Below are 23556 nucleotides of genomic sequence, written 5' to 3' on the forward strand. Positions count from 1 at the left end.
GAACCACCGTGAAACCTAGATATCGGTCCGATGCTGGGCCATCTACAGCTGTCACGCATCCGGTCCCCCTTCTTCAGACATTTGTCTGAAGAGGCGCCCGACCGGTGCGAGAATGTCCGGGTGAAGGGCGATTACCAGGAACTTGTCGACGAGATCTCCGGGCTGCTCGGCGCCCCCGCGACCCTGGAGAACCGCGACTTCGAACTGATCGCCTTCGGCGCGCACGACAGCGACGACGACAGCACCATGGACCCCGTACGCACCCGTTCGATCCTCACCAGGAAGTCCACACCGGCGGTCCGGGCCTGGTTCGAGGGCTTCGGCATCGCACGGGCGACCGGCCCGGTGCGGATCCCGGCGGCCCCGGAGGCGGGGGTCTTCCGTGACCGGATCTGTCTGCCGGTCCGCCATCGCGCGATCGTCCTCGGCTACGTCTGGCTGCTCGACGCCGACCCCGGGCCGACGCATGAACAGCTGTCCGCGGCGATGGAGGTGACCGACCGGATCGGCCTGCTGCTCGCCGACGAGGAGCGGGCGGGCACGGATCTGTCCCGCGAGTTCCGCGCGGTGCTGACCGCCGAACGCGGCTGGCAGTACGACATGGCCCTCGCGGCCCTCCGCACGGCGCTGGGCCCGGACGCGGACGGGCTGCACGCGGTGGTGTGCGTGGCGCCGTGGCCGTCCGGCGAGGCCCCGTCGGCGCGCACGGTCGCGGGGGCGTCGGCGCTGTGTACGCTTGCCTGGCTGTGGCCGACGGCCGCCCTCCCGTACGGCTCTCCGGGTGACACCAGGTCCGGTACGGGCGGCGAGGCGACGGGGCCGGGCGCGACCCGGCAGGGCGCCAGGACCGGTCGTGGGGCCTCCGGAGGGGAGGCGGCAGGTGGGGGGACGGGGACGGGCACGTCCCGGGCAGGCAACCACAGCGGCGCGAGGGCCGCCGAAGCGCAGGCATCCGACAGCGAGGGCGGCGGCCACGCGCTCGCCGTGCTCGTGCGGCTGCGCGCCACCGATGTGCTCGCTCCCGCCGTCACCGCGGCCGGTCGGCTGTCCGGCACCGCGGGGTCCGCCGGCACCACGGGGTCCGCATCCGCAGGATCCGTGGGGCCCGCCGTCGCGGGCATCGCGCTCCCCCGGCGCGGCATCGGTGATCTCAGCACCTCATGGCGCGAGGCCGCCTCCGCCGCCCGCGCCGCTCGGGCCGAGCCCCGGCTCGGGCCGATCGCCGACTGGGCGTCGATCGGTCCGTACCGGCTGCTCACCGCGCTGCCTCCGGCGCCCTCGCCGGACCCCGCGACCGCTCCCCTGCTCGGCCCTTCCCATGCCGAACTCGCCCGCACGGCCGAGGTGTTCCTCGACTGTGCGGGCCAGGCGGGCCGTGCCGCCTCCGCCCTGGGCATCCACCGCCAGACCCTCTACTACCGGCTCTCCCGGGTCGAGCAGCTCACCGGCCTCGATCTGGACGAGGGCGAGGACCGGCTGCTGCTGCACATGGCGCTGAAGGCCGTACGTCTCTGAGCCCGTGACCTGCAGAAACGCTCCTTCCGGCGGGTCGCGTACCCCTTCGGGTGAATGACGCATGGCGGTGATCGGGGCAGGGCAGCTTGATCGCGTCCATCACACCCCCGTCGCCCTCGGACGGGGACCTCCTCCACCGCACACCGGGAGTCGTCATGCTCCGCAGACTCGCTGTGCCCGCAGCCGCCGCCCTCGCCGCCCTCGTCCCGGTCCTCCTCCACGCCCCGGCCGCGGCCGCGCACGCCGCCGGGCCACCGGCCGCGCACGCCCCCGGGCAGGTGTGCTTCTGGACCGGGGCCGGACAGCACGGCACCGGATGGTGCTACGGCCCACCGGGCTATGCGGACGTTCCCGAGTTCCTGCACGACAAGGCGGTGTCCTTCCGCTCGGACCTCAACCGCGACGTGTACGCCATCGACTGGGGTCGCGGCACCTGCTACGCCCGGCTGATCCGCGCGTACGACTACAGCGACAACTGGTCCTGGGGCTCCCGGATCGACGGCGTCGCCGACACGAACCAGGGCTGCGAGGCCGGCTGACCCGTGAACGCCCTCCGCACCGCGGGCGCCGTCACCGCGGCGCTCGTGCTGTCAGGCCTGTCGGGCTGTGCCACGGCGCCCTCCGGGCCCGCCCTGCCCACGACCGAGCGGGCCAGGGACGACCTCATCCGGTCCGCCCAGCAGGTTCTGGTGTCCCGCTGCCTGGCCGACCAGGGGCTGAGCACCACCGGCCCGAGACCCCCGTCCCCCGCCGAGGGCAGGCGGCTCCAGGCCGCCCTCTTCGGCACCGGCCCGGCCGAGCTGTCCCTCACCCTCCCCGGCGGCCACACCGTCAGCGCCCACACCGACGGCTGTCTGGCCTCCGCCCAGCGCGTCCTCTACGGCGACCAGCGCGGCTGGTTCCGCGCCCAGGTGACCTACAACAACGTGCGTGCGGAGGCCGGGGCGCGGATGCGGACCGATCCGGCCCATCGCGCCGCCCTGGCGCGGTTCACCCGCTGTACCGCGTCGTCCACCGCCGGCCACTGCGCGCGTGAGAGCGGGCTGGCCGACGTCGAGGCCCGGCTCGAACCCGCCCGGCTGGCCGAGGTCCGCGCCCTGCGACGCGACCAGCTGGACACCTACACGCGGCTGCGCACCCGCGCACTGCACCGAGCGGCGGAGCTCTCCTCCGCGCATCTCCAGAGGAACACCACAGAGAAAGGCCTTCCCACTCCATGACCGTGAAGCGCACCCTCGCCTCCGCCGCGACCGCCGTCCTTCTGCTCACCGGCGCTCTCACCGCGGCCGCCTCGCCGGCCGGGGCCGCCGACTGCCCGAGCGGTGAGTTCTGCACATGGGAGAACGCGGACTTCACCGGCCAGCGCGCCAACTGGTCGGGCGACGACCACTGGTGGGAGAGCTGGATCGCCGACGAGGACTCCTCGTGGGCGAACCACGGCATCTCCGGCCCCGGCATCAAGGACCACGTCAAGGTGTACTCAAGTGCCAACCTGGGCGGGCACATGACGATCTGTCTGGCTCCGGGCCAGGAGGTCAACTACAACGGTGCGGCCAACGACGACGGCGACTCCCACACCTGGGCCATGGGCTGCTGAGACACCCCCGCCCGGCCGGCCCCGCATGTCATGTGCGGGGCCGTTCCAGGCGCCGGCGGCTGCACCATGCTCGCCCTCATGCCCTGTGAACGCGGCGTACCCACCCCGTGAACGCTTCTGTGACGGGCGCGTTCGAGGGGTGGGTACGGGTGTCGACGGGGCCGAGACCCCGGCGTCAGTCGGTCAGATTCACCGAACGGGCCGACGTCGCACCGATCTCCTCGGCGATCTCGTTCAGCACGGGCTGCGGCACGGTGTCGTCGACGGTCAGCACGACCAGCGCCTCGCCGCCCTCCTCCTGACGCGCGACCTGCATGCCCGCGATGTTGAGCCCGGCCTCACCGAGGATCCGGCCGACCGTGCCGACGACACCCGGGCGGTCCTCGTAGCGCGCCACGACCATGTGGTCGGCCAGCGCCAGGTCGATGTCGTAGTCACCCACGGCGACGATCTTCTGCAGGTGCTTGGGCCCGGCCAGCGTGCCGGAGACCGCGACCTCCTCGCCGTCGGAGAGCGTGCCGCGCACGGTCACCACATTGCGGTGGTCCGGAGACTCGGAGCTGGTGGTGAGACGGACCTCGACACCGCGCTCCTGCGCGAACAGCGGCGCGTTCACATACGACACGGTCTCGTCGATCACGTCCTCGAACACGCCCTTCAGCGCGGACAGTTCGAGCACCTTCACATCGTGCTGGGTGATCTCGCCGTACACCTCGACATCGAGACGGACCGCGACCTCGCCCGCCAGCGCGGTGAAGATCCGGCCGAGCTTCTCGGCGAGCGGCAGACCCGGGCGCACGTCCTCGGCGATGACGCCGCCCTGGACGTTGACCGCGTCCGGGACCAGCTCCCCGGCGAGCGCGAGGCGTACCGACTTGGCGACCGAGATACCGGCCTTCTCCTGGGCCTCGTCGGTGGACGCGCCGAGGTGCGGGGTGCAGACGACCTGGTCGAACTGGAACAGCGGCGAGTCGGTGCACGGCTCCTTCGCGTACACGTCGAGGCCCGCGCCCGCGACCCGGCCCTCCTTGAGCGCCGAGTACAGCGCCTCCTCGTCGACGATCCCGCCGCGCGCGGCGTTGACGATGCGGACGGTCGGCTTGACCTTGTGCAGCGCCTCGTCGCCGATGAGACCGAGCGTCTCGGGGGTCTTGGGGAGGTGGACGGTGATGAAGTCCGAGACCTCCAGCAGCTCGTCCAGCGTCAGCAGCTTGACGCCCATCTGCGCGGCACGCGCGGGCTGTACGTAGGGGTCGTACGCGACGATCTTCATCCCGAAGGCGGACATCCGCTGGGCGACCAGCACACCGATGCGGCCGAGGCCGACGACTCCGAGGGTCTTCTCGCTGAGCTCCACGCCGGTGTACTTGGAGCGCTTCCACTCGCCGTTCTTCAGCGCGGTGTTGGCCTGCGGGATGTTGCGCGCGGTGGCGACGAGCAGACCGCAGGCGAGCTCGGCGGCGGTCACGATGTTGGACGTCGGCGCGTTGACGACCATCACGCCGGCCTTGGTGGCGGAGGAGACGTCCACGTTGTCCAGTCCGACACCGGCGCGGGCGACGACCCTGAGCTTCTTGGCGACGGCGATCGCCTCGGCGTCGACCTTGGTGGCGGAGCGGACCAGGATCGCGTCGACATCGGCGATGGCAGGGATCAGCTCGGCGCGGTCCGCGCCGTTGCAGTGCCGGATCTCGAAGTCCGGGCCGAGCGCGTCCACGGTGGCGGGCGACAGCTCTTCGGCAATGAGTACAACGGGTTTACGGGGCGCAGTGCTCACGTGAGTCCTCACTGGTCCAATGCGGACGGCCGTCCCGACGGCCGCTGGCGGTGGAGGGGCTAGCCGCGTGGAAGACGCACGACGCTGTGGGCCTGACCTGACGCGTATGTACTGACCACTCTAGTGGTGCTGGGGGGCTGGTTCTCCGCCTTGGCGGAAGGATCACCCGTCCGGGTTGGACTTGGTGTCCAACGGCGGTTCCTGAACCGCGCGGGCTCCGTGGGGACGGATCCGGGGACCGTCCGAACGACGTGCGGCGGGCCCCGAAGGACCCGCCGCACCGGGGCTTACGCCTCCTCGTTGTCGACCCAGCTCATGAGCTTGCGCAGCTCCTTGCCCGTGGTCTCCAGGAGGTGGTTCTCGTCCTGCGTCTTGTACTCGTTGTACTTCTTCAGACCGCCGTGGTACTCGTCCATCCAGTTCTTGGCGAACGTGCCGTCCTGGATCTCGGCGAGGACCTTCTTCATCTCGGCCTTGGTCTGGTCCGTGATGATCCGCGGGCCGGTGACGTAGTCGCCCCACTCGGCGGTCTCGGAGACCGACCAGCGCATCTTCTCCAGGCCGCCCTCGTACATGAGGTCCACGATCAGCTTCAGCTCGTGCAGGCACTCGAAGTACGCGATCTCGGGCTGGTAGCCGGCCTCGACCAGGGTCTCGAAGCCCGCCTTGACCAGCGCGGAGGTGCCACCGCACAGGACGGCCTGCTCACCGAAGAGGTCGGTCTCGGTCTCCTCGGTGAAGGTGGTCCTGATGACGCCGGCGCGGGTGCCGCCGATGCCCTTGGCGTACGAGAGCGCCAGCGCGAAGGCGTTGCCCGTCGCGTCCTGCTCGACACCGGCGATGCACGGAACGCCGCGGCCCTCCTCGTACTGACGGCGCACCAGGTGACCCGGGCCCTTGGGGGCGACGAGCGCGACGTCCACACCGGCGGGGGGCTTGATGAAGCCGTACCGGATGTTGAGGCCGTGACCGAAGAAGAGGGCGTCGCCGTCCTTCAGGTTGTCCTTGATGGACTCCTCGTACACCTGGGCCTGGATGGGGTCCGGGACCAGGATCATGATGACGTCGGCCTCGGCGGCGGCCTCCGACGGCGTCACCACGCGCAGGCCCTGCTCCTCGGCCTTGGCCTTGGACTTGGACCCCTCGTGCAGACCGACGCGGACGTCCACACCGGAGTCACGCAGCGACAGCGCGTGGGCGTGGCCCTGGCTGCCGTAGCCGATGACCGCGACCTTGCGGCCCTGGATGATGGACAGGTCGGCGTCGTCGTCGTAGAACAGCTCGGCCACTGGGTTTCTCCTTGGGTGTGCTGGTGTTGCATCCCACCGTACGGCGGGGAGGGATGAGGGGGTCTTCTGGTCTCGCCATCCGGGCGGTGCGACCGGGTGCTGGTCGCACCGCCCGGTGGCACCGCCGAGTGGCGCGCCGGCCGGGCGGCCGGGCGGGCCGGGTCAGGCGCTGCGGTCGAGGGCGCGCAGGCTGCGGTCCGTGATGGAACGGGCGCCACGCCCTATGGCGATCGTGCCGGACTGGACGAGTTCCTTGATGCCGAACTGCTCCAGCATCTTCAGCATGGCGTCGAGCTTGTCACTCGATCCGGTGGCCTCGATGGTGACGGCCTCGGGCGAGACGTCAACGGTCTTGGCGCGGAAGAGCTGGACGATCTCGACGATCTGGGAGCGGGTCTCGTTGTCGGCACGGACCTTCACCAGGACGAGCTCGCGCTGGATCGCCGCGCTGGGCTCGAGTTCGACGATCTTCAGGACGTTGACCAGCTTGTTGAGCTGCTTGGTCACCTGCTCCAGCGGCAGGTCCTCGACATTGACCACGATCGTGATGCGGGAGATGTCGGGGTGCTCGGTGACACCGACGGCGAGCGAGTCGATGTTGAAGCCGCGACGGGAGAACAGGGCGGCGATCCTGGCCAGGATGCCCGGGGTGTTCTCCACCAGGACGGAGAGCGTGTGCTTGGACATGGTCGGGGTGTCTCTCTCTCGCTCAGTCGTCTTCGTTGTCGCCGAAGTCGGGGCGGACGCCCCGTGCGGCCAGGACCTCGTCGTTGGAGGTGCCGGCGGCGACCATCGGCCACACCATGGCGTCCTCGTGGACGATGAAGTCGACCACGACCGGGCGGTCGTTGATCGCGTTGGCCTCGGCGATGACCTTGTCCAGATCGGCCGGGTCCTCACAGCGCAGGGCGACGCAGCCCATGGCCTCGGACAGCTTCACGAAGTCCGGGACGCGGGTGCCCTTGCGGGGCGTCTGGCTGGCGCCGACCTGGGAGCCGGTCGTGCGGTGCCCGGTCTCGTCGGAGTGCAGGACGGTGCTGGAGTAGCGCTCGTTGTAGAACAGGGTCTGCCACTGGCGGACCATGCCCAGCGCACCGTTGTTGATGATCGCGACCTTGATCGGGATGCCGTTCAGCGCGCAGGTGACCAGTTCCTGGTTGGTCATCTGGAAGCAGCCGTCGCCGTCGATCGCCCAGACGGTACGGTCCGGCATGCCGGCCTTGGCGCCCATGGCGGCCGGGACGGCGTAGCCCATGGTCCCGGCGCCGCCGGAGTTCAGCCAGGTGGCCGGCTTCTCGTAGTCGATGAAGTGGGCGGCCCACATCTGGTGCTGGCCGACGCCGGCCGCGTAGACGGTGCCCTCGGGGGCGAGCTGGCCGATGCGCTGGATGACCTGCTGCGGCGAGAGGCTGCCGTCGTCCGGCAGGTCGTAGCCGAGGGGGTAGGTCTCGCGCCAGCGGTTGAGGTCCTGCCACCAGGCGCTGTAGTCCCCGGCGTTGCCCTCGCTGTACTCGGCCTGGACGGCCTGGACCAGGTCGGCGATGACCTCGCGGGCGTCCCCGACGATCGGGACGTCGGCGGCGCGGTTCTTGCCGATCTCGGCCGGGTCGATGTCGGCGTGGACGATCTTGGCGTACGGGGCGAAGCTGTCCAGCTTTCCGGTGACACGGTCGTCGAAGCGGGCACCGAGGGCGACGATCAGGTCGGCCTTCTGCAGCGCGGTGACGGCGGTGACCGCACCGTGCATGCCCGGCATTCCCACGTGCAGCGGGTGGCTGTCGGGGAACGCGCCCAGCGCCATCAGGGTGGTGGTGACGGGGGCGTTGGTGAGTTCGGCGAGGACCTTCAGCTCGGCGGTGGCATTGGCCTTGAGCACGCCGCCGCCGACGTACAGGACCGGGCGCTTGGCCTGGGTGATCAGCTTGGCGGCCTCGCGGATCTGCTTCGCGTGCGGCTTGGTGACCGGCCGGTAGCCCGGCAGCTCGGTCTGCGGGGGCCAGCTGAAGGTGGTCTGCGCCTGGAGGGCGTCCTTGGCGATGTCGACCAGGACCGGTCCGGGGCGGCCGGTGGAGGCGATGTGGAAGGCCTCGGCGATCGTCCGCGGGATGTCCTCGGCCTTGGTGACCAGGAAGTTGTGCTTGGTGATCGGCATCGTGATGCCGCAGATGTCCGCCTCCTGGAAGGCGTCCGTGCCGATGGCCTTGCTCGCGACCTGGCCGGTGATCGCGACCAGCGGGACGGAGTCCATGTGCGCGTCGGCGATCGGCGTGACCAGGTTGGTGGCGCCTGGACCCGAGGTGGCCATGCACACGCCCACCCTGCCGGTGGCCTGCGCGTAGCCCGTGGCGGCGTGGCCGGCGCCCTGCTCGTGACGGACCAGGATGTGGCGCACCCGGGAGGAGTCCATCAGCGGGTCGTAGGCGGGGAGGATGGCGCCGCCGGGGATGCCGAACACCGTCTCGGCCCCGACTTCCTCGAGAGAGCGGATGAGGGACTGCGCGCCCGTGACGTGCTCGGTGGTGACGGTGGTCTGTCCGCCGGTACGGGCCCGCGGCTGCGGATGGTGGGCCCCGGTGGCCTGCTCGGTCATCGGCATTCTCTTCTCGAAGCTGAGGGTTTCTGCGGGTCTCGAAGCTGGGGGTTTTGCGGGGTTTTGCTAAGTACCAGTGCAACAAAAAACCCCTCGTGCCGTGGGGCAAGCGAGGGGAGCGCGCCGGTGCGGTCTGCGGAGCCCGTACAGGGCCCTGCTTCAGCCGACGCGCTTTCCAAGTACGAGAATTCGGGTGCGCATGGCACTGACCCTCCCCCCGGCGCACTGTCACTGTCAAGTGGGTGGGACAGGCGTCTCATTATTTGAGCGCATCGGGGGATGTTCGAAGACTTCCGGCGGCGCCGGGGAGCGCCGGGCGGGCAGCGCACGGCCCGAGAGCACCGGCAGGGCGGCCCCTCCGGGCACCGGGAACTCGCCGCACGCCAGAGCGCGGCGCAGCCGGTACTCGTCGAGCGGTCCCGAGAAGGCCATCCCCTGGCCGTGGGTGCACCCCATGGCGCGCAGGGCCAGCACCTGCTCCGGCACGTCCACGCCGTCCGCCACGGACTGCATGCCGAGGTCGCGGGCGATCCGCAGCAGTCCCGCGGTGATCTTGTGCAGTCTGGCCGATTCCACGACGCCCTCGACCAGGCCCCGGTCGAGTTTCAGCACATCGATGGGGAGGCGGCGCAGCGCGTTGATCGCGGCGTACCCGCTGCCGAAGCCGTCCAGGGCGATCCGTACGCCGAGTCTGCGCAGCGCGACGAGGCGCTGCTCCAGCTCGTCGAAGGAGATCCGCGGGTCGCTGTCGGCGAGCTCGATCACGAGGGAACCCGACGGCAGTCCATGGCGGGTGAGCAGGCCCTCGATGGAGCCGAGGGGCATGGACCGGTCCAGGAGCCGGCGGGCGGGGAGCCGCACCGACACCGGCGCCCGGTGGCCGAGCCGGCCACGCTCCGCCGCCTGCTCGACGGCTTCCTCCAGCAGCCGGTGGCCGAGCTCCGCGGTGCGGCCGCCGTCGTCGGCGACCCTCAGGAACTCGGCGGGCGTGAAGAGGATGCCCTGGGCCGATCTCCAGCGGGCCTGCGCGGCGACGGCCGCGATCCGGCCGTCGGCGAGGCTGACCACGGGCTGGTGGAGCAGCGCGAACTCGCCTTCGTGGAGTGCGGTGCGCAGCCGGGTGGCCCGGTCCGTCCGGCGGACGACGTCGGCCTGCATCTGGGGCACGTACAGCTCGACCCGGTCCTTGCCGCCGGCCTTGGCCCGGTACATGGCCAGGTCGGCGTTGCGCAGCAGCTCGCCGGCGCTGATGCCGGGCTCGGCGAAGGCGACGCCGATCGACGCGGCCACCCGTACCTCGTTGCCCTCGACCCGGTAGGGCTGGGAGAGCATGAGCCGCAGCCGGTCGGCGATCTCCTGCACCTGGAGCTCCCGGGCCGGGCCGTCCCTGGAGCCGTCGCCGAGGATCAGGGCGGCGAACTCGTCACCCCCGAGCCGGGCCGCGGTGTCACCGGCCCGTACGGAGTCCTGGAGCCGGCGGGCGGCCTGGATCAGCAGCTCGTCCCCGGCCTGGTGGCCATGGCGGTCGTTGACGCCCTTGAAGCCGTCCAGGTCGATGAAGAGCACGGCCGTGCCCGCGTCGCCTGCTCGGCGGCCGCCGAGCGCCTGCCGCACCCGCTGGGTGAACAACGCCCGGTTGGGCAGGTCGGTCAGCGGGTCGTGCTCGGCGTTGTGCTGCAACTGGGCCTGGAGGCGCACCCGTTCGGTGACGTCCCTGCTGTTGAAGATCAGCCCGCCCTGGTGGCGCTTGACCGTGGATTCGACGTTCAGCCACTGGCCGGTGCCGGACCTGAAGCGGCATTCGATCCGGGTCGTGGGCTCCTCCGAAGGGGGAGCGGCCAGAAATCGGCGCACCTCGTGCACGACCCGGCCGAGGTCCTCGGGATGGATGAGCGTTGCCAGCTCGGAGCCGATGAGTTCGTCCGCGTCCCGGCCGTACACTCCGGCGGCGGCCGGGCTGACGTAGCGGAGTATGCCCGTCGGCGCGGCGATCATGATCACATCGCTGGAGCCCTGCACCAGGGAGCGGAAGTGGTTCTCCTTCTGGGCCAGTTCATGAGTGAGGGCGATGTTGTCGAGCAGCATGATGCCCTGCCGGACGACCAGGGCGAGGACGACGGTGCAGCCGGTGAAGACCACGACCCGGTCCACGCTGCGATCCTCGATGACGTTGTAGAGGATGCCCAGCGTGCAGACGGCAGCCGCCAGGTACGGGGTGAGGGCGGCGAGGGAGCCGGCGATGGGCCGGACCGCGGGGCGGGCGGCGCGGGGAGGTCCGGCGCTCGGCTCCAGCCTGCGCACTCCCCAGGGCGCGTACGCGAGAAGGAGCGACGCGGCGAACCAGCCGGCGTCGAGCAGCTGTCCCGAGCGGTAGTTCTCCCGCAGCAGCGGCGAGGTGAACAGCGCGTCGCACAGCACGGTCAGGGCGAGCGCGGCGATCGCCGTGTTGATCCCCGACCTGTTGACGTGCGACCGGCGGAAATGGAGGGCGAGCACCATGCTGACGAGAACGATGTCAAGCAGCGGATAGGCGAGCGACAGCGCCGCCTCGGCCACGCTCTCCCCCTCGAAATGCGCCGTGTGCGCGAGGGCGAGGCTCCAGGAGAGGGTGAGCAGTGAGCCGCCGATCAGCCAGGCGTCCAGCGCGAGGCAGACCCAGCCGGCCCGGGTGACCGGCCGCTTGGCGAGGACGAGCAGTCCGACGATGGCGGGCGGCGCGAAGCAGAGGAAGAACAGATCGGCCAGGGACGGGCTCGGCACCGCGCGGCCGAGGACCACCTCGTACCAGCCCCAGACCGCATTCCCACAGGCGGCCATGGCGGAGGAGACCGCGAACAGGACCCAGGCGGGCCGGAAGCGGCTGTCGCGCGCACGCGCGTAGAGGAAACACGAGACCGAGGCGATCAGGGCGGCGACACTGAGCCCGAAGTCACCCATGATCAACGCGAGTTGCTCGGATCCCCAGCCCAGGGCGGCACCGATGGCGTAGCCCCCGCTGGCGAGACCGAGCAGCACCTGCGGGAGCAGTCCCGTACCACCGCCCTCCTGGACCGGGCGGCGGGCGAGGAATGCGGCCGGGGCGCTCACCGGCCCGCTCCTGACAGCGCTTTCAGCCGGCTCCGCCGACGGGGGCGGACATGCATGCCGCCCCTGGTGCGCCTGCGGGGGACGTCCGGCCCGCTCGGACCCGTCGGGAGGACCGGTCCGCGCATCGGAGCGCGTGAGGGTGGTCGGCGGCGCCCCCGCCGCGTCGGATTGTTTGCCCATTGGCCGTGCATCGCCCGTCGCCCCCCTCGAAGTCTGCTCGCTCCGCAGCGCCGATCTCGAACCCGACGCAGCCCCCAAGTCGGGACGATACACCAGAGTCGTCACTCAGGGACATAGCTTATCTACTCTCAGTGACTGCAAGCGAGTTCACCGACACAGGGTGCATCCGCCCGACTCCGCTGCGTGTCCGGCGCGTTCCAGTGTGGCGTCTATTCGGTCGTGAGGACCACGTTTCGCAGAGGCTCTCCTGCCGCGTACCGGGCGATCTGTCCGGCGAGCAGACGCTTGGCGCGCGGCATGAACGCCGATGTGGAGCCGCCGACATGGGGGCTGATGAGTACGCCGGGGGCGTGCCAGAGCGGGTGGCCTGCGGGCAGCGGCTCGGGGTCGGTGACGTCGAGGGCGGCGGTGATCCGGCCGGTCTCGACCTCCTTGAGCAGGTCTTCGGTGTCGACGACCGGTCCGCGGGCGACGTTCACCAGCAGGGCGCCGTCCTTCATCCGGGACAGGAAGCCGCCGCCCGCGAGATGGCGGGTGGCCGGCGTGAGCGGGGTGGAAAGGATCACGACGTCGGCCTCGGGCAGCAGCGCCGGCAGGTCGGTGAGTGCGTGCACTTCGCCGCGCTCGGTGGTACGTGCGGAGCGCGCGACGCGCGCCACCCGCGCGCATTCGAAAGGCGCGAGCCGGTCCTCGATGGCGGCGCCGATCGAGCCGTAGCCGACGATCAGCACCGACTTGTCGGCGAGCGCCGGATAGAAGCCCGCGTACCACTCCTCGCGCCGCTGGCCTTCCACGAAGCGGGGGATGCCACGCAGGGAGGCGAGGATCAGGGCGAGGGCGAGCTCGGCGGTGCTCGCCTCGTGGACTCCCCTGGCGTTGCAGAGGCGTACGCCCGCGGACAGCGTACCGAGGCCGGGTTCGACGTGATCGATGCCGGCCGAGAGGGTCTGGACGACCCGCACGGATGTCATGGCGGCCAGCGGGCGTACCGCGACCTCCGTGCCCCTCATGTACGGGACGGCGTAGAAGACACAGTCCGCGGGGTCGGCGGGAAAGTCCCGTCCGCCGTCCCAGAAGCGGTAGTTGAGTCCCGACTCCGCGGGAGCGGGGAGCCCCTCGATCTGGTCGGCCGGAATGGGGAGCCACACGTCAGCAGTCATGGTCAGGAGGCTAACCGCCGGGAGGCTGAGCGCGGCGCCTCGGCAGGCAGACGTTAGTTTGGGGAACGGCACAGGGAGGGGTACGAGCAGGTGGACCGCAGGACAATCGGTGCGGCGGCGCTCGGCGTGGGCGCGATCGGCCTCGGCTGTATGCCGATGAGCTGGGCGTACACCAGTTCGCAGCAGCGTGGTGACCGGTCGCTGCGCACCGTGCACGCGGCGCTCGACGCGGGGGTGAGTCTGCTCGACACGGCCGACATGTACGGCCCGTTCACCAATGAACTGCTGCTCGGCAGGGTGCTGAAGGAGCGGCGGGCCGACGTCTTCGTCTCGACGAAGGTCGGGCTGCTCGTCGGCGACCAGCACCTCGTCGCGAACGGCCGGCCTGGGTATGTGCGGCGGGCGTGCGACGCGTCGCTGCGCCGGCTGGGGACCGACGTCATCGATCTGTACCAGCTCCATCGCGCGGACCCGGAGGTCCCGGTGGAGGAGACCTGGGGTGCGATGGCGGAACTGGTGTCCGCGGGGAAGGTACGGGCCCTGGGGCTGTGCGCGGTGGGAGCGCGTGCCGCGCGCAGACCGGGTGCGGGGCTCCATGACGGAACGATCCGGCAGCTGGAGCGGGTGCAGCAGGTCTTCCCGGTGAGCGCCGTCCAGGCGGAGCTTTCGGTGTGGTCTCCGGACGCGCTCGGCACGCTGCTGCCGTGGTGCGAGGCGCGGGGTGTGGGCTTTCTGGCCGCGATGCCGCTGGGCAACGGCTTCCTCACCGGCACGCTGACGCCCGGGGAGGGGTTCGAGCCGGATGATCTGCGGGCCCGGCACCCGCGCTTCACCGCCGAGATGATGGCGGCGAACCAGCCGCTGGTGGCGGGGCTGCGGCGGGTCGCCGGGCGGCACGGCCCCGGTGCCACCCCGGCCCAGGTGGCGCTGGCCTGGGTGCTGGGTCAGGGTCGTCATGTCGTGCCGGTTCCGGGGGCCAAGCGGGAGCGGTGGGCCGTGCAGAACGCGGCGGCTGCGCGGCTGGCGCTGACCGACCGGGACGTCGCCGAGATCGCGGCACTGCCGCCGGCCAGGGGATCCTGGGATCAGTGACGGCCCTGTGTCCCGCGATCGCCGCGGTCTTCGCGAGGATCGGGAACCTCGGGCCGGGATGCGGTGTATGAACAGTAGGCGTGCGGCTCGTACGGCTCACGCCACCCGTTCCCCGGCGAAGGGATCAAGAACAGTGCAACGTTCAGCTGTGACGGCCGTGCTGGCCGCTGCCGCGCTGCTGCTCGCCACCGGGTGCTCGTCCGACGGCGGGACAGGACCGACCGGGGGCCACGACGCCGCCCCGTCCGGCCAGGTCTCCCCGTCCGCCACGGCCGGCGGGGCGGGCGCGAGCGCACCGCCGGCGAAGGGGTCGGTGAAGGTCGCGGCCACTCTGGCCCGGGATCTGAAGTCCCCCTGGGGCCTGGCCGCTCTGCCCGACGGCGATCTGCTGGTGTCGTCGCGTGACGAGGGCACGATCACGCGCATCGACGCCGAGACCGGGAAGAAGACGGTCATAGGTTCGGTGCCGGGCGTCGCCCCGGCCGGTGAGGGCGGCCTGATGGGGCTGGCCGTCTCCCCGTCCTTCGCCTCCGACAGCCTCGTCTACGCGTACTTCACCACCGCGTCGGACAACCGCATCGCCCGCATGCTCTACGACGAGCGCAAGCCTGCCGGGCAGCAGCTCGGCGCTCCCGACACGATCCTCAGGGGCATCCCCAAGGGCCGTATCCACAACGGCGGACGGATCGCCTTCGGCCCCGACAAGATGCTGTACGCGGGCACGGGCGAGTCGGGAGACACGGGGCTGGCGCAGGACAAGAAGTCGCTGGGCGGCAAGATCCTCCGGATGACCCCGGACGGGGAGCCGGTGCACGGCAATCCGTCGGCGGATTCCGTGGTCTATTCGTACGGGCACCGCAATGTGCAGGGTCTCGCCTGGGACTCCCAGAAGCGGCTGTGGGCCGCCGAGTTCGGGCAGAACACCTGGGACGAGCTGAATGTGATCGAGCCCGGCAGGAACTACGGCTGGCCCGAGGTCGAGGGCAAGGGCGGCAAGCCGGGCTTCGCGGATCCGGTGGCCCAGTGGCGGACGGAGGAGGCGTCCCCGAGCGGGATCGCCTACGCCGCGGGATCGATATGGATGGCCGGTCTGAGGGGTGAGCGCCTGTGGCGGATCCCGCTGGCCGGAGCGGTACCGTCCGCCGAACCCCAGCCGTTCCTGGAAGGGACGTACGGCCGGCTGCGTACGGTCCTGCCGGTCGCCGGCTCCGGCGGAGGGAGCGAGATCTGGCTGGTCACGAGTGAGACGGACAACCGGGGCACGCCCGAACCGGGTGACGACAGGGTCCTGCGGCTGCAGGTCGAGTGACACCTGGCCGCACGGTCACGGTGAGGGGCGTCAAGCGCTCGGGCAGTCACGCGGTCAGGTGGGCAGGCGCGGTCACGCGGTCAGGTGGGCAGGCGCGGTCACGCGGTCCGCTGGGCAGGCGCGGTCACGCGGTCCGGTGGGCAGGCGCAGTCACGCGGTCACGCGGTCGCCGGGAAGAGGCGGAGGCGGTGTGCCAGGGCGGCCGCCTCGCCCCGGCCGGTGACGCCGAGCTTGGCCAGGATGTTGGAGACATGGACGCTCGCGGTCTTGGGTGAGATGAAGAGCTCCTCTGCGATCTGGCGGTTGGTGCGGCCTGCCGCCACCAGACGCAGGACGTCCTGTTCGCGCGGGGTCAGTCCGAAGTCCTCGGCCGGGGCCGGGACCGTGGCGGACATGAGCTCCGGCTCCGGCTCCGGCACGGTGAGACGGATGCGGGCGCGCTGGGCGAGCAGTTCGGCGTCCTCTGCGAGCCGGCGCGCGCCGAGGCTCCGTGCGGCGGTGTGGGCGGCCCGGAGCAGCGCGGCGGCCTCGTCCCGCCGGCCGCCCTCGCCGAGGAGGGCGTCCGCCGCGCGGAGCTGGACGACGGCGAGCTCGTAGGGGCGCTCCAGGCGTGCGAAGGCGGCGGTCGTCTCCCGCCAGCGGTCGGCTCTCTCCCGGTCCTCGGCGCGCAGCAGTTCGGCCTCGGCGTAGAGCGCATGGGCCTGCCAGAGGGCCACCGGTGCGGCGAGCCGCTTGGCGGTGGCGCGGATCAGCCGGAGCGCCTCGGCGCGGCCGTCCTCGGCTGCCGGGAGGCCGCGTGACTCGGCCTCGGTGGTGGCGGCGAGGAGCACCATCGGCCAGGCGTAGCGGTGGGTGCCGGTGGGGAAGCCGCCCTCCGCGGCCCGGGCGAACTCGGCCCGGACATCGGCGACTCGCCCCTGCGCGGCAGCGATCGCCAGGGAAACGCGGGCGAGCAGAAGGGAGTTCTGCGGCATCGGATCGTGCGGGCCGTAGTGCTCGACGGCATCCGTCAAGTGGCGGGCGGCGGTGACCGGTTCGCCGCGGGTGAGGGCGATCCGGGCGAGGAGGCAGCTCGCGGCGCCGCGTGGCTTGGAGCTGTGCGCGGTCTGGAGCAGCCGGAGAGCACCGCGCTCCGCCTCGTCCAAGAGGCCTATCGAGAACTGGGCGGAGACGAGATTGCCGAGGACCCAGTCCGCGTTGTCCACCAGGCCGTGGGTGAGACTGAGCTTCAGCCCTTCCGCCCCGGCGGCCACCGCTTCGCGGGAGCGGCCGAGCGACTGGAGCTGGGAGACGATGTTGGTGTAGGCGCGGCCCGCTTCGGCGACCAGTCCGAGTTCCAGGGTTCGGTCCCGCACGGCGCACATCTCGGCGAGACCACCGTCGATGTCGCCGGCGTCGACCATGAGGCCGCCCAGCGTGAGGCGGGCGTTGAGTTCGATCTCCTCGGCGTCGACGAGGCGGGCGTACTCGACGGCCCGCTCAGCGGCGGCAAGGCTCTCCGGGCCGGGAGCGTGCAGCATGCCCCAGCCGGCGGCGGTGGCCAGGACCTGGGCGTGGACGGCCGACGGCGGGAGTCCGCGCACCAGTTCCTGGGCGGTCGCGATCTCTTCCCAGCCGTCGCCGCGGGCCAGGTTCTGCACCAGCTTGGAGCGCTCGGTCCAGAACCAGGCCGCGCGCTGGAAGTCCGTACCGCCGGAGTGGGTGGCGGCCGGGGCGTCGTCCTCCGCCGCCAGCAGCCGCAGGGCGGTCTTGACGATCTTGAGGGCACGTTCGCGTTCACCGCAGAGCCGGGCGGCGACGGCGGCCTCGGCGAGCAGGTCGAGGAAGCGCAGCGGGGTGGTGCTGGGGTCGCAGCCGCACGGCGGGTAGGCGCCCGCGTAGTCCATCGGCCGGAGTGTGGAGCGGGCCTGCGCGGGGACGTCGTCCCACAGCTCCATGGCCCGTTCCAGAAGCCGCAACTGTTCGGAGTAGGCGTGGCGTTTGCGGGCCTCGACGGACGCGAGCAGCACGGCGGGCAGGGCATGCGCCGCGTCGTGCGCGTGGTACCAGTAGCTGGCGAGCCGGGTGGCCCGCTGGTCGGCGGGGACGATGCCGGGGGCCGCTTCCAGGGCTTCGGCGTAGCGGCGGTTGAGGCGGGACCGTTCGCCCGGGAGCAGGTCGTCGCTGACGGCCTCGCGCACCAGGGAGTGCCGGAAGCGATATCCGTCGCCGTCGGGTGTGGCGAGCAGGATGTTGGCGCCGACGGCGGCGCGCAGTGCCTCGATGAGTTCGTCCTCGCCAAGGCCGGCGACGGCTGCGAGCAGCGGGTGCTCGACGGCGGATCCGCCCTCGGCGACGATCCTTGCGACCCGCTGGGTGTGCTCGGGCAGACTCTCGACGCGGACGAGCAGGAGGTCGCGAAGCGAGTCGGTCAGTCCGGTCCGGCAGCCCTCGTGGGCGGCGACGGCGAGTTCCTCGACGAAGAAGGCGTTGCCGTCGGAGCGTTCGAAGATGTCGTCGACGAGCGACGGGGCCGGTTCCGCGGCGAGGATGCCGGCCATCTGGCGCGCGACCTCGTCGCGGCTGAAGCGGGGCAGTTCGACGCGCTGGACGGTGCGCAGCCGGTCGAGTTCCGCGATGAGGGGCCGCAGCGGGTGGCGTCGGTGGATGTCGTCGGAGCGGTAGGTGGCGATGACGACGAGACGGCCGCGGCGCAGGGTGCGCAGCAGGTAGGCGAGGAGGTGCCGGGTGGAGGCATCGGCCCAGTGGAGGTCCTCCAGTACGAGGACGACCGTGCGTTCCACCGCCATGCGTTCGAGCAGACGGGCGGTCAGTTCGAAGAGCCGGGCCGTGCTGTCCTCGTCGGGCCTGCCCCGCCCGCCGGGCGAGGACTCGCCGAGCTCGGGCAGCAGCCGGGCCAGTTCCTCCTCCTGGCCCACGGCCGCCGCGGCGAGTTCGTCGGGCAACTGCCGCCGCAGGGCGCGCAGCGCGGTGGAGAACGGCGCGAAGGGCAGCCCGTCCGCGCCGATCTCGACGCAGCCGCCGAGGGCGAAGACGGCGCCCTCGCGACACGCCTCGTCGTGGAACTCCTCGATGAGCCGGGACTTGCCGACTCCGGCCTCGCCCGCGATGAGCAACGCCTGCGGCTCTCCCGCGGTGGCGCGGGAGAGCGCATGGGCGAGTGCGGTGAGTTCGCCGGTGCGGCCGACGAACACGGGGCTGACGGACCTGGTCTCCACGCCGCCGAGCATCGCACAGAGGTCCGGGCCGACGGCGCGGAATTTCAGGGTGCCCGTCATGTCCCGGGCCGGTCAGGCGGTCCGGGCGTACCGGCCCTGACTGCTCACCCGGCCCTCCGGTGCGTGTACGGCCGATGAGCGGGCCGCGCGACGGGCGGCCCGCCGCGCGGCAGGGCGTGCGTCGCGTACTTCGCGGGCCAGCCGCTCGTTCTCCGACCGGCGGAGCATCTCGGCGTGCCGGATCTCGTGAAGGTGGTGCTCGAACATGATGTTCTCCCTGGTGACGGGGTCGGCGGCCTGCGGGGCCTTCGCTTTCCGCGATGTCTCGACTCTCGTCCCCAAGGGGGTGCGGCCGCATCGGGAGAGTGCCGCATCTTCGCGCGGCGAGGTCCTTAGACGGGCGCGTCCGGAGGGTCCCGGCGGCCTAAGTCCCCCCGGTTCAGGACCGGGTGGGGCGCCACGGAGGGGCCCGATGCCCGCGCCGGGCGGGCACGTGAGACAGGCAGGACAGGTGCGCGAGCCCGGACGATAGCCTGCCGCAGTGATCGAGAACGGGGGCGCCGTGCGAGGCGCGGGGGCCGGACAGGACCGGAGCGAGGACCGGGCGGCGACACACGCCTGGGTGACCAAGGCGCTGGCCGAGGGCGAGCACGTCACCGAGTCCGTACGACTGCGCGGAGGCTGGACCTCCGAGATGCGGAGCCTGCGCGTCGAGGGCCCTGCCGGGGAGCGCACGATGGTGCTGCGGTCCTTCGTCAGACCCTTCTTCGTACGTCATGCGCCGGGCCTGTTGAGCCGCGAGGCGGACGTACTGCGGCTGCTCGGGGAATCGGAGGTGCCCGCGCCCTCGCTCGTCGCCGTGGACGCGACCGCGGAGCACTGCGACTTCCCCTCGCTGCTGATGACCCTGCTGCCGGGCGGAGTAAGGGTCCAGGACGAAGGCGCCGGCCGACGAGCGCAGTTGCTCGCCGAGCAGTTGCTGCGCATCCACCGGGTACGGGTGACCGAGGAGTCACGCCCGCGCACCTACCAGCCGTGGGCCTCCGCCGAGCGGGTCACGCCGCCCGCGGACAGCGGACGGCCCGGACTGTGGGAGCGGGCGGTGGAGGTGATCGGGCAGGCACCGCCCGAGTATCAGGGGTGCTTCCTGCACCGTGACTTCCACCCGGGCAATGTGCTCTTCACCGGTACTGACACGAGCACCGGCACGGCCACGGACACCGGCACCGGCACGAGCACCAGCGACGACCTGCGGATCAGCGGGGTCGTCGACTGGGTGGAGACGTCGTGGGGGCCGGCCGACCTGGACGTGGCGCACTGCTCCACCACGCTGGCCCTGCTGCACGGCGCTCCCACGGGCATGCGCTTCGCCGACCTGTATCTCGCGGCCGGCGGGAGGCTCGCCGAGGATCCGGCGGCGCAGCTGTACTGGCGGCTGCTGGACGCGCTGGCGTTCGCACCGGACGCGGAGAAAGTCGGGCTCCCCTGGCGTGAGCTGGGCCGTACGGATCTCACGCCCGCCGTCCTGACCGGCAGACTGGAGGACTATCTCCAGGCTCTCTTCGACCGGTTCGGCTGAGTCCCCGGCCGGGTCGGGGCCGGCGGTTCACGATCGCCCCGCCACCCCGGCCCGGCGCCGCGCCGCCCCGCCGGACCGACCCGACGCGCCCGTACGTACGGCTCCACGGCATCCGCCGCGGCCGCCCCGGGGATCAGCGCCGGTCCGCCGCGCGCCGCTCGCGCCACTCGGGGGCCAGCACGGACCAGACCTCCATGTCATGGCGGATGCCCTGCCACGGGAAGCTCTCGCGGAGGACTCCGTCACGGCTCATCCCGAGCCTCTTGGCGACGGCGAGGGAGCGCTGGTTCGCGGAGGAGGCGAGCCATTCGACGCGGTGCATCCCGCGTTCGTCCACCGCCCAGTCGATGAGGTGCTCGACGGCCCGGCTGATCAGCCCCCGGCCGGCAGCGGACGGCTCCAGCCAGACGCCGACCTCGCAGGACTCGGTCTGGGTGTCGAAGATCCGGAAGAGCACTCCGCCCACGAGGACACCGTCCAGCCGGACGGCCCAGAGGTGGCCGGTGTCCGCGGCCTGCTTGTCGGCGTAGCTCTGGAGCAGCGCGCGGGCCGACTCGAGGTCCGTCACGTTCACCGTGAACGGCACCCACGGACCGGCGTACTCCCGCGCCCGTCCGATGTGGTCGAGGAACTCCTCCGCCTGCCAGGGGCCGATGGGCCGCAACTCGGCGCCGTCCCCCAGGGATATCGCGAACATACCGCTCTGTCTCCTTGTGGTGGGCTACCGCGCGAGCGGGCTGTCCTCGCTCACACGCAACTCCGGGATCCTCGCATGTACGGGCGAAAGCCTCTCGGGAGTTTCGATGCAGATACGGGGCAACCTGCGGTCCAGCCAGCGGGGCAGCCACCAGTTCGCGCTGCCCAGCATGTGCATCAAGGCCGGAACCAGCAGCGTACGGAGGACGAACGCGTCCAGTGCGACGGCCGCGGCGAGTCCGATGCCGAACATGGCGATGACGCGGTCTCCGCTGAGGACGAACGCGAGGAAGACGGAGATCATGATGACCGCCGCGGAGTTGATCACGCGGCCGGTCTCGGCGAGCCCGACGCGTACGGCACGCCGGTTGTCCCCGGTCTCCAGCCACTCCTCGTACATCCGGCTGACCAGGAAGACCTGGTAGTCCATGGAGAGCCCGAAGAGCACCGAGATCATGATCACGGGCAGGAAGGGTTCGATCGGTCCGGCGCTGCCGAGTCCCAGGAGTTCGCTGCCCCAGCCCCACTGGAAGATCGCGACGACGACACCGAACGCGGAGGCGACCGCGGCCACGTTCATCAGCGCCGCCTTGACCGGGATGCCGACCGAGCGGAAGGCGAGCAGCAGCAGCACACAGCCGAGCGCGATGACCACGAGGGCGAACAGCGGCATCTTGCCGACGATGATCCCCGCGAAGTCGTCGTAGCTCGCGGTCACTCCGCCCACGTACACCTCCAGCGAGGTGCCGCTCTCGGTGACGGGCAGGACGTCCGTACGCAGCCGGTCGACGAGCTCGCTGGTGCGCTGTGACTGGGGCGAGGTCTCCGGTACGAGGGTGAGTACGGCCGTGTCGGCGCTGCCGTTGAAGGTGATGGGGCTGACGGACGCGACGCCCTGGGTGTCCCGGAGAACGGCGGGCAGCTTCTGCAGCGCCAGTCGGTCGTCGGCGCCGTCGAGCGCGGCGACGAGGGTGAGCGGACCGTTGGTGCCGGGCCCGAACCCCTCGGCGATCAGGTCGTACGCCTTGCGGGTGGTGCTGGTGGCGGGACTGTTGCCCTGGTCGGACGTGCCGAGGTGGAGCGAGAACGTGGGCAGCGCGAGCACCGCCATCACCACGGTGGCGACCAGCCCCAGCAGCTTCGGACGACGCTCCACGAAGGCCGACCAGCGGGCGGCGAATCCGGTCGGGAGCTCCGGACGCGGTCCGCGCCGGGCGAAGCGGCGACGCTCGGGGCGGCCCAGGGCGCGCATCCCGATGCAGGACAGCAGTGCGGGCAGCAGGGTCACCGAGGCGGCGACGGTCAGGAGGACCGTCAGACACGCGGCGATCGCCACTCCGTTGAGGAAGGAGAGGCGCAGGATCAGCATGCCGAGCAGCGCGATGCACACGGTCAGGCCGGCGAAGACGACGGCGCGCCCGGTGGTCGCCACGGCACGCTCGGCGGCCTCGGCGACCGGCAGTCCCCGTCTGAGGCCCTTGCGGTGCCGGGTGACGATGAACAGGGCGTAGTCGATGCCGACGCCGAGGCCGATCAGCAGACCGAGTACGGGCGCGAAGTCGGCGACGTCCATCGCATGGCCGAGCAGCACGATGCCCGAGTACGCGGTGCCGACGCTGACCAGTGCCGTGGCGATGGGCAGCAGGCTGGCGGCGAGCGAGCCGAAGGCGAGGAAGAGGACGACAGCGGCGACGGCGACGCCGACGATCTCGGCGATGTGCGAGGTCGGCGCCTCGGTCAGGGCAGTGGCACTGCCGCCGATCTCGACCTGCAGTCCGTCGCCGGCGGCCGCCCTGGCCGTGTCGACGACGGCTTGCGCCTGGGCCCTGGGGACGTCCTCGGCCTGCGCGTCGAAGACGACCGTGGCGTAGGCGGTGCGGCCGTCCTCGCTGATCTGTACGGCGCCGTCCGGGCCGAGGACGCCTCCGTTGCCGCCTGCGGCCGCGGCGGCGCTGTCATCGCGCTTGCCGTCCGTGGTCCTGGCTTTCGCGTCGCCCTTGTCTTTCGCGTCGCCCTTGGCCTCGGTCTCGGCCTTGTCCTTGCTCTCGGCCTTGTCCTTCGACCCGGCTTCGGACTCGCTCTTGCCCGTGCCCTTGGACGCCTTCGCGGTGGGCGCCTTCGCGGTGGCCGCCTTCGCGGTGATCTCGTACGGACCGGTGACGGAGGCGACCCCGTCCAGCCGCGCGACCGCCTTGAGCATCGTGGTCGTGCGCTGCTTGACGGCGGCACTGCGTACGCCGGCGTGCTCGCTGTGCCAGACGATGGTCTCCCCGGCACCGCCCTGGCCGTGGAAGCCGTCCCGGAGCAGTTCGGTGGCCCGGCCCGACTCGGTACCGGGAACGTCGTAGTCGGAGGAGTACGAGGTGCCCGCGAAGCCCGCCGCGACCGAGACACCGCCGAGGGCGAGCAGCCAGAGCAGGACGGCGACGAGACGGTGCCTGATGCACCACCGGGCGATGGCGGCCAA

Annotated in this window: 17 protein-coding genes; 7 read left to right on the plus strand and 10 right to left on the minus strand. The window is 71.6% G+C overall.

The window, feature by feature from the left end; all coding sequences use genetic code 11:
• The first annotated feature begins 120 nt into the window (after positions 1–120).
• The 4 genes from ACIQMR_RS17465 (at position 121) to ACIQMR_RS17480 (ending at position 3112) form a co-directional block, all read left to right on the plus strand.
• Positions 121–1515 carry a PucR family transcriptional regulator gene (locus ACIQMR_RS17465; protein WP_401387380.1) on the plus strand — a complete coding sequence of 465 codons (1395 nt, stop codon included), beginning with the start codon at positions 121–123 and terminating at the stop codon, positions 1513–1515.
• Positions 1516–1670: 155 nt separating this feature from the next.
• Positions 1671–2054, plus strand: a complete 384-nt coding sequence (locus tag ACIQMR_RS17470; protein WP_401387383.1) for a hypothetical protein — start codon at positions 1671–1673, stop codon at positions 2052–2054.
• A gap of 3 nt (positions 2055–2057) precedes the next feature.
• The gene (locus tag ACIQMR_RS17475) at positions 2058–2735 is read left to right on the plus strand and encodes a hypothetical protein (protein WP_401387385.1); all 678 of its coding nucleotides are present in this window, start codon (positions 2058–2060) and stop codon (positions 2733–2735) included.
• Positions 2732–3112 (plus strand): peptidase inhibitor family I36 protein, encoded by a 381-nt coding sequence (locus ACIQMR_RS17480; protein WP_401387388.1) that lies wholly within the window; start codon positions 2732–2734, stop codon positions 3110–3112. Before ACIQMR_RS17475 ends, ACIQMR_RS17480 begins: the two co-directional genes overlap by 4 nt.
• 175 nt (positions 3113–3287) lie before the next feature.
• On the opposite strand, the gene serA is transcribed toward ACIQMR_RS17480, so the two are convergent.
• The 6 genes from serA to ACIQMR_RS17510 form a co-directional block, all read right to left on the minus strand.
• Positions 3288–4889, minus strand: a complete 1602-nt coding sequence (serA, locus tag ACIQMR_RS17485) for a phosphoglycerate dehydrogenase (RefSeq protein ID WP_401387391.1) — start codon at positions 4887–4889, stop codon at positions 3288–3290.
• Between the two features lie 287 nt (positions 4890–5176).
• Positions 5177–6178, minus strand: coding sequence for a ketol-acid reductoisomerase (gene ilvC, locus ACIQMR_RS17490; protein WP_401387394.1), 1002 nt, complete (start codon positions 6176–6178; stop codon positions 5177–5179).
• Positions 6179–6340: 162 nt separating this feature from the next.
• The gene (ilvN, locus tag ACIQMR_RS17495) at positions 6341–6865 is read right to left on the minus strand and encodes an acetolactate synthase small subunit (protein WP_019889675.1); all 525 of its coding nucleotides are present in this window, start codon (positions 6863–6865) and stop codon (positions 6341–6343) included.
• A 22-nt stretch (positions 6866–6887) separates the two neighbouring features.
• Positions 6888–8774: an acetolactate synthase large subunit gene (locus ACIQMR_RS17500; RefSeq protein WP_401387398.1), complete on the minus strand. Its 1887-nt coding sequence runs from the start codon at positions 8772–8774 to the stop codon at positions 6888–6890.
• Positions 8775–9002: 228 nt separating this feature from the next.
• Complete coding sequence (locus tag ACIQMR_RS17505; protein ID WP_401387401.1) at positions 9003–11855, minus strand: putative bifunctional diguanylate cyclase/phosphodiesterase; 2853 nt, start codon at positions 11853–11855, stop codon at positions 9003–9005.
• A gap of 389 nt (positions 11856–12244) precedes the next feature.
• Positions 12245–13195, minus strand: coding sequence for a 2-hydroxyacid dehydrogenase (locus ACIQMR_RS17510; RefSeq protein WP_401387403.1), 951 nt, complete (start codon positions 13193–13195; stop codon positions 12245–12247).
• Between the two features lie 90 nt (positions 13196–13285).
• Here ACIQMR_RS17510 and ACIQMR_RS17515 point away from each other — a divergent pair, with 90 nt between their 5' ends.
• Together ACIQMR_RS17515 and ACIQMR_RS17520 are read left to right on the plus strand one after the other, a co-directional pair.
• Positions 13286–14287 carry an aldo/keto reductase gene (locus tag ACIQMR_RS17515; protein WP_401387406.1) on the plus strand — a complete coding sequence of 334 codons (1002 nt, stop codon included), beginning with the start codon at positions 13286–13288 and terminating at the stop codon, positions 14285–14287.
• 148 nt (positions 14288–14435) lie between these two features.
• Complete coding sequence (locus ACIQMR_RS17520) at positions 14436–15596, plus strand: PQQ-dependent sugar dehydrogenase (RefSeq protein WP_401387409.1); 1161 nt, start codon at positions 14436–14438, stop codon at positions 15594–15596.
• Between the two features lie 158 nt (positions 15597–15754).
• Here ACIQMR_RS17520 and ACIQMR_RS17525 read toward each other — a convergent pair whose 3' ends face one another.
• Together ACIQMR_RS17525 and ACIQMR_RS17530 are read right to left on the minus strand one after the other, a co-directional pair.
• Positions 15755–18826: an AAA family ATPase gene (locus ACIQMR_RS17525; RefSeq protein ID WP_401387890.1), complete on the minus strand. Its 3072-nt coding sequence runs from the start codon at positions 18824–18826 to the stop codon at positions 15755–15757.
• A 60-nt stretch (positions 18827–18886) separates the two neighbouring features.
• Entirely contained in the window at positions 18887–19081 is a 195-nt protein-coding gene (locus tag ACIQMR_RS17530) for a hypothetical protein (protein ID WP_401387412.1), read from the minus strand.
• Positions 19082–19358: 277 nt separating this feature from the next.
• Between ACIQMR_RS17530 and ACIQMR_RS17535 the strand changes: the two genes are divergently transcribed.
• Positions 19359–20393, plus strand: a complete 1035-nt coding sequence (locus ACIQMR_RS17535; protein ID WP_401387893.1) for a phosphotransferase family protein — start codon at positions 19359–19361, stop codon at positions 20391–20393.
• Between the two features lie 133 nt (positions 20394–20526).
• Here the strand turns inward: ACIQMR_RS17535 and ACIQMR_RS17540 are convergent, their stop codons facing one another.
• Complete coding sequence (locus ACIQMR_RS17540; protein ID WP_401387415.1) at positions 20527–21090, minus strand: GNAT family N-acetyltransferase; 564 nt, start codon at positions 21088–21090, stop codon at positions 20527–20529.
• 24 nt (positions 21091–21114) lie between these two features.
• Entirely contained in the window at positions 21115–23556 is a 2442-nt protein-coding gene (locus ACIQMR_RS17545; RefSeq protein WP_401387418.1) for an MMPL family transporter, read from the minus strand.

It is taken from the genome of Streptomyces sp. NPDC091376, from assembly GCF_044757085.1.
Lineage (GTDB): Bacteria > Actinomycetota > Actinomycetes > Streptomycetales > Streptomycetaceae > Streptomyces > Streptomyces pratisoli.

Excerpts from the sequence above, each read along its gene's own strand:
- ACIQMR_RS17470 (WP_401387383.1), top strand. The coding sequence starts at position 1,671 with ATGCTCCGCAGACTCGCTGTGCCCGCAGCCGCCGCCCTCGCCGCCCTC.
- ACIQMR_RS17480 (WP_401387388.1), top strand. The coding sequence starts at position 2,732 with ATGACCGTGAAGCGCACCCTCGCCTCCGCCGCGACCGCCGTCCTTCTG.
- ilvN (WP_019889675.1), bottom strand. The coding sequence starts at position 6,865 with ATGTCCAAGCACACGCTCTCCGTCCTGGTGGAGAACACCCCGGGCATC.
- ACIQMR_RS17500 (WP_401387398.1), bottom strand. The coding sequence starts at position 8,774 with ATGCCGATGACCGAGCAGGCCACCGGGGCCCACCATCCGCAGCCGCGG.
- ACIQMR_RS17510 (WP_401387403.1), bottom strand. The coding sequence starts at position 13,195 with ATGACTGCTGACGTGTGGCTCCCCATTCCGGCCGACCAGATCGAGGGG.
- ACIQMR_RS17525 (WP_401387890.1), bottom strand. The coding sequence starts at position 18,826 with ATGCTCGGCGGCGTGGAGACCAGGTCCGTCAGCCCCGTGTTCGTCGGC.
- ACIQMR_RS17530 (WP_401387412.1), bottom strand. The coding sequence starts at position 19,081 with ATGTTCGAGCACCACCTTCACGAGATCCGGCACGCCGAGATGCTCCGC.
- ACIQMR_RS17540 (WP_401387415.1), bottom strand. The coding sequence starts at position 21,090 with ATGTTCGCGATATCCCTGGGGGACGGCGCCGAGTTGCGGCCCATCGGC.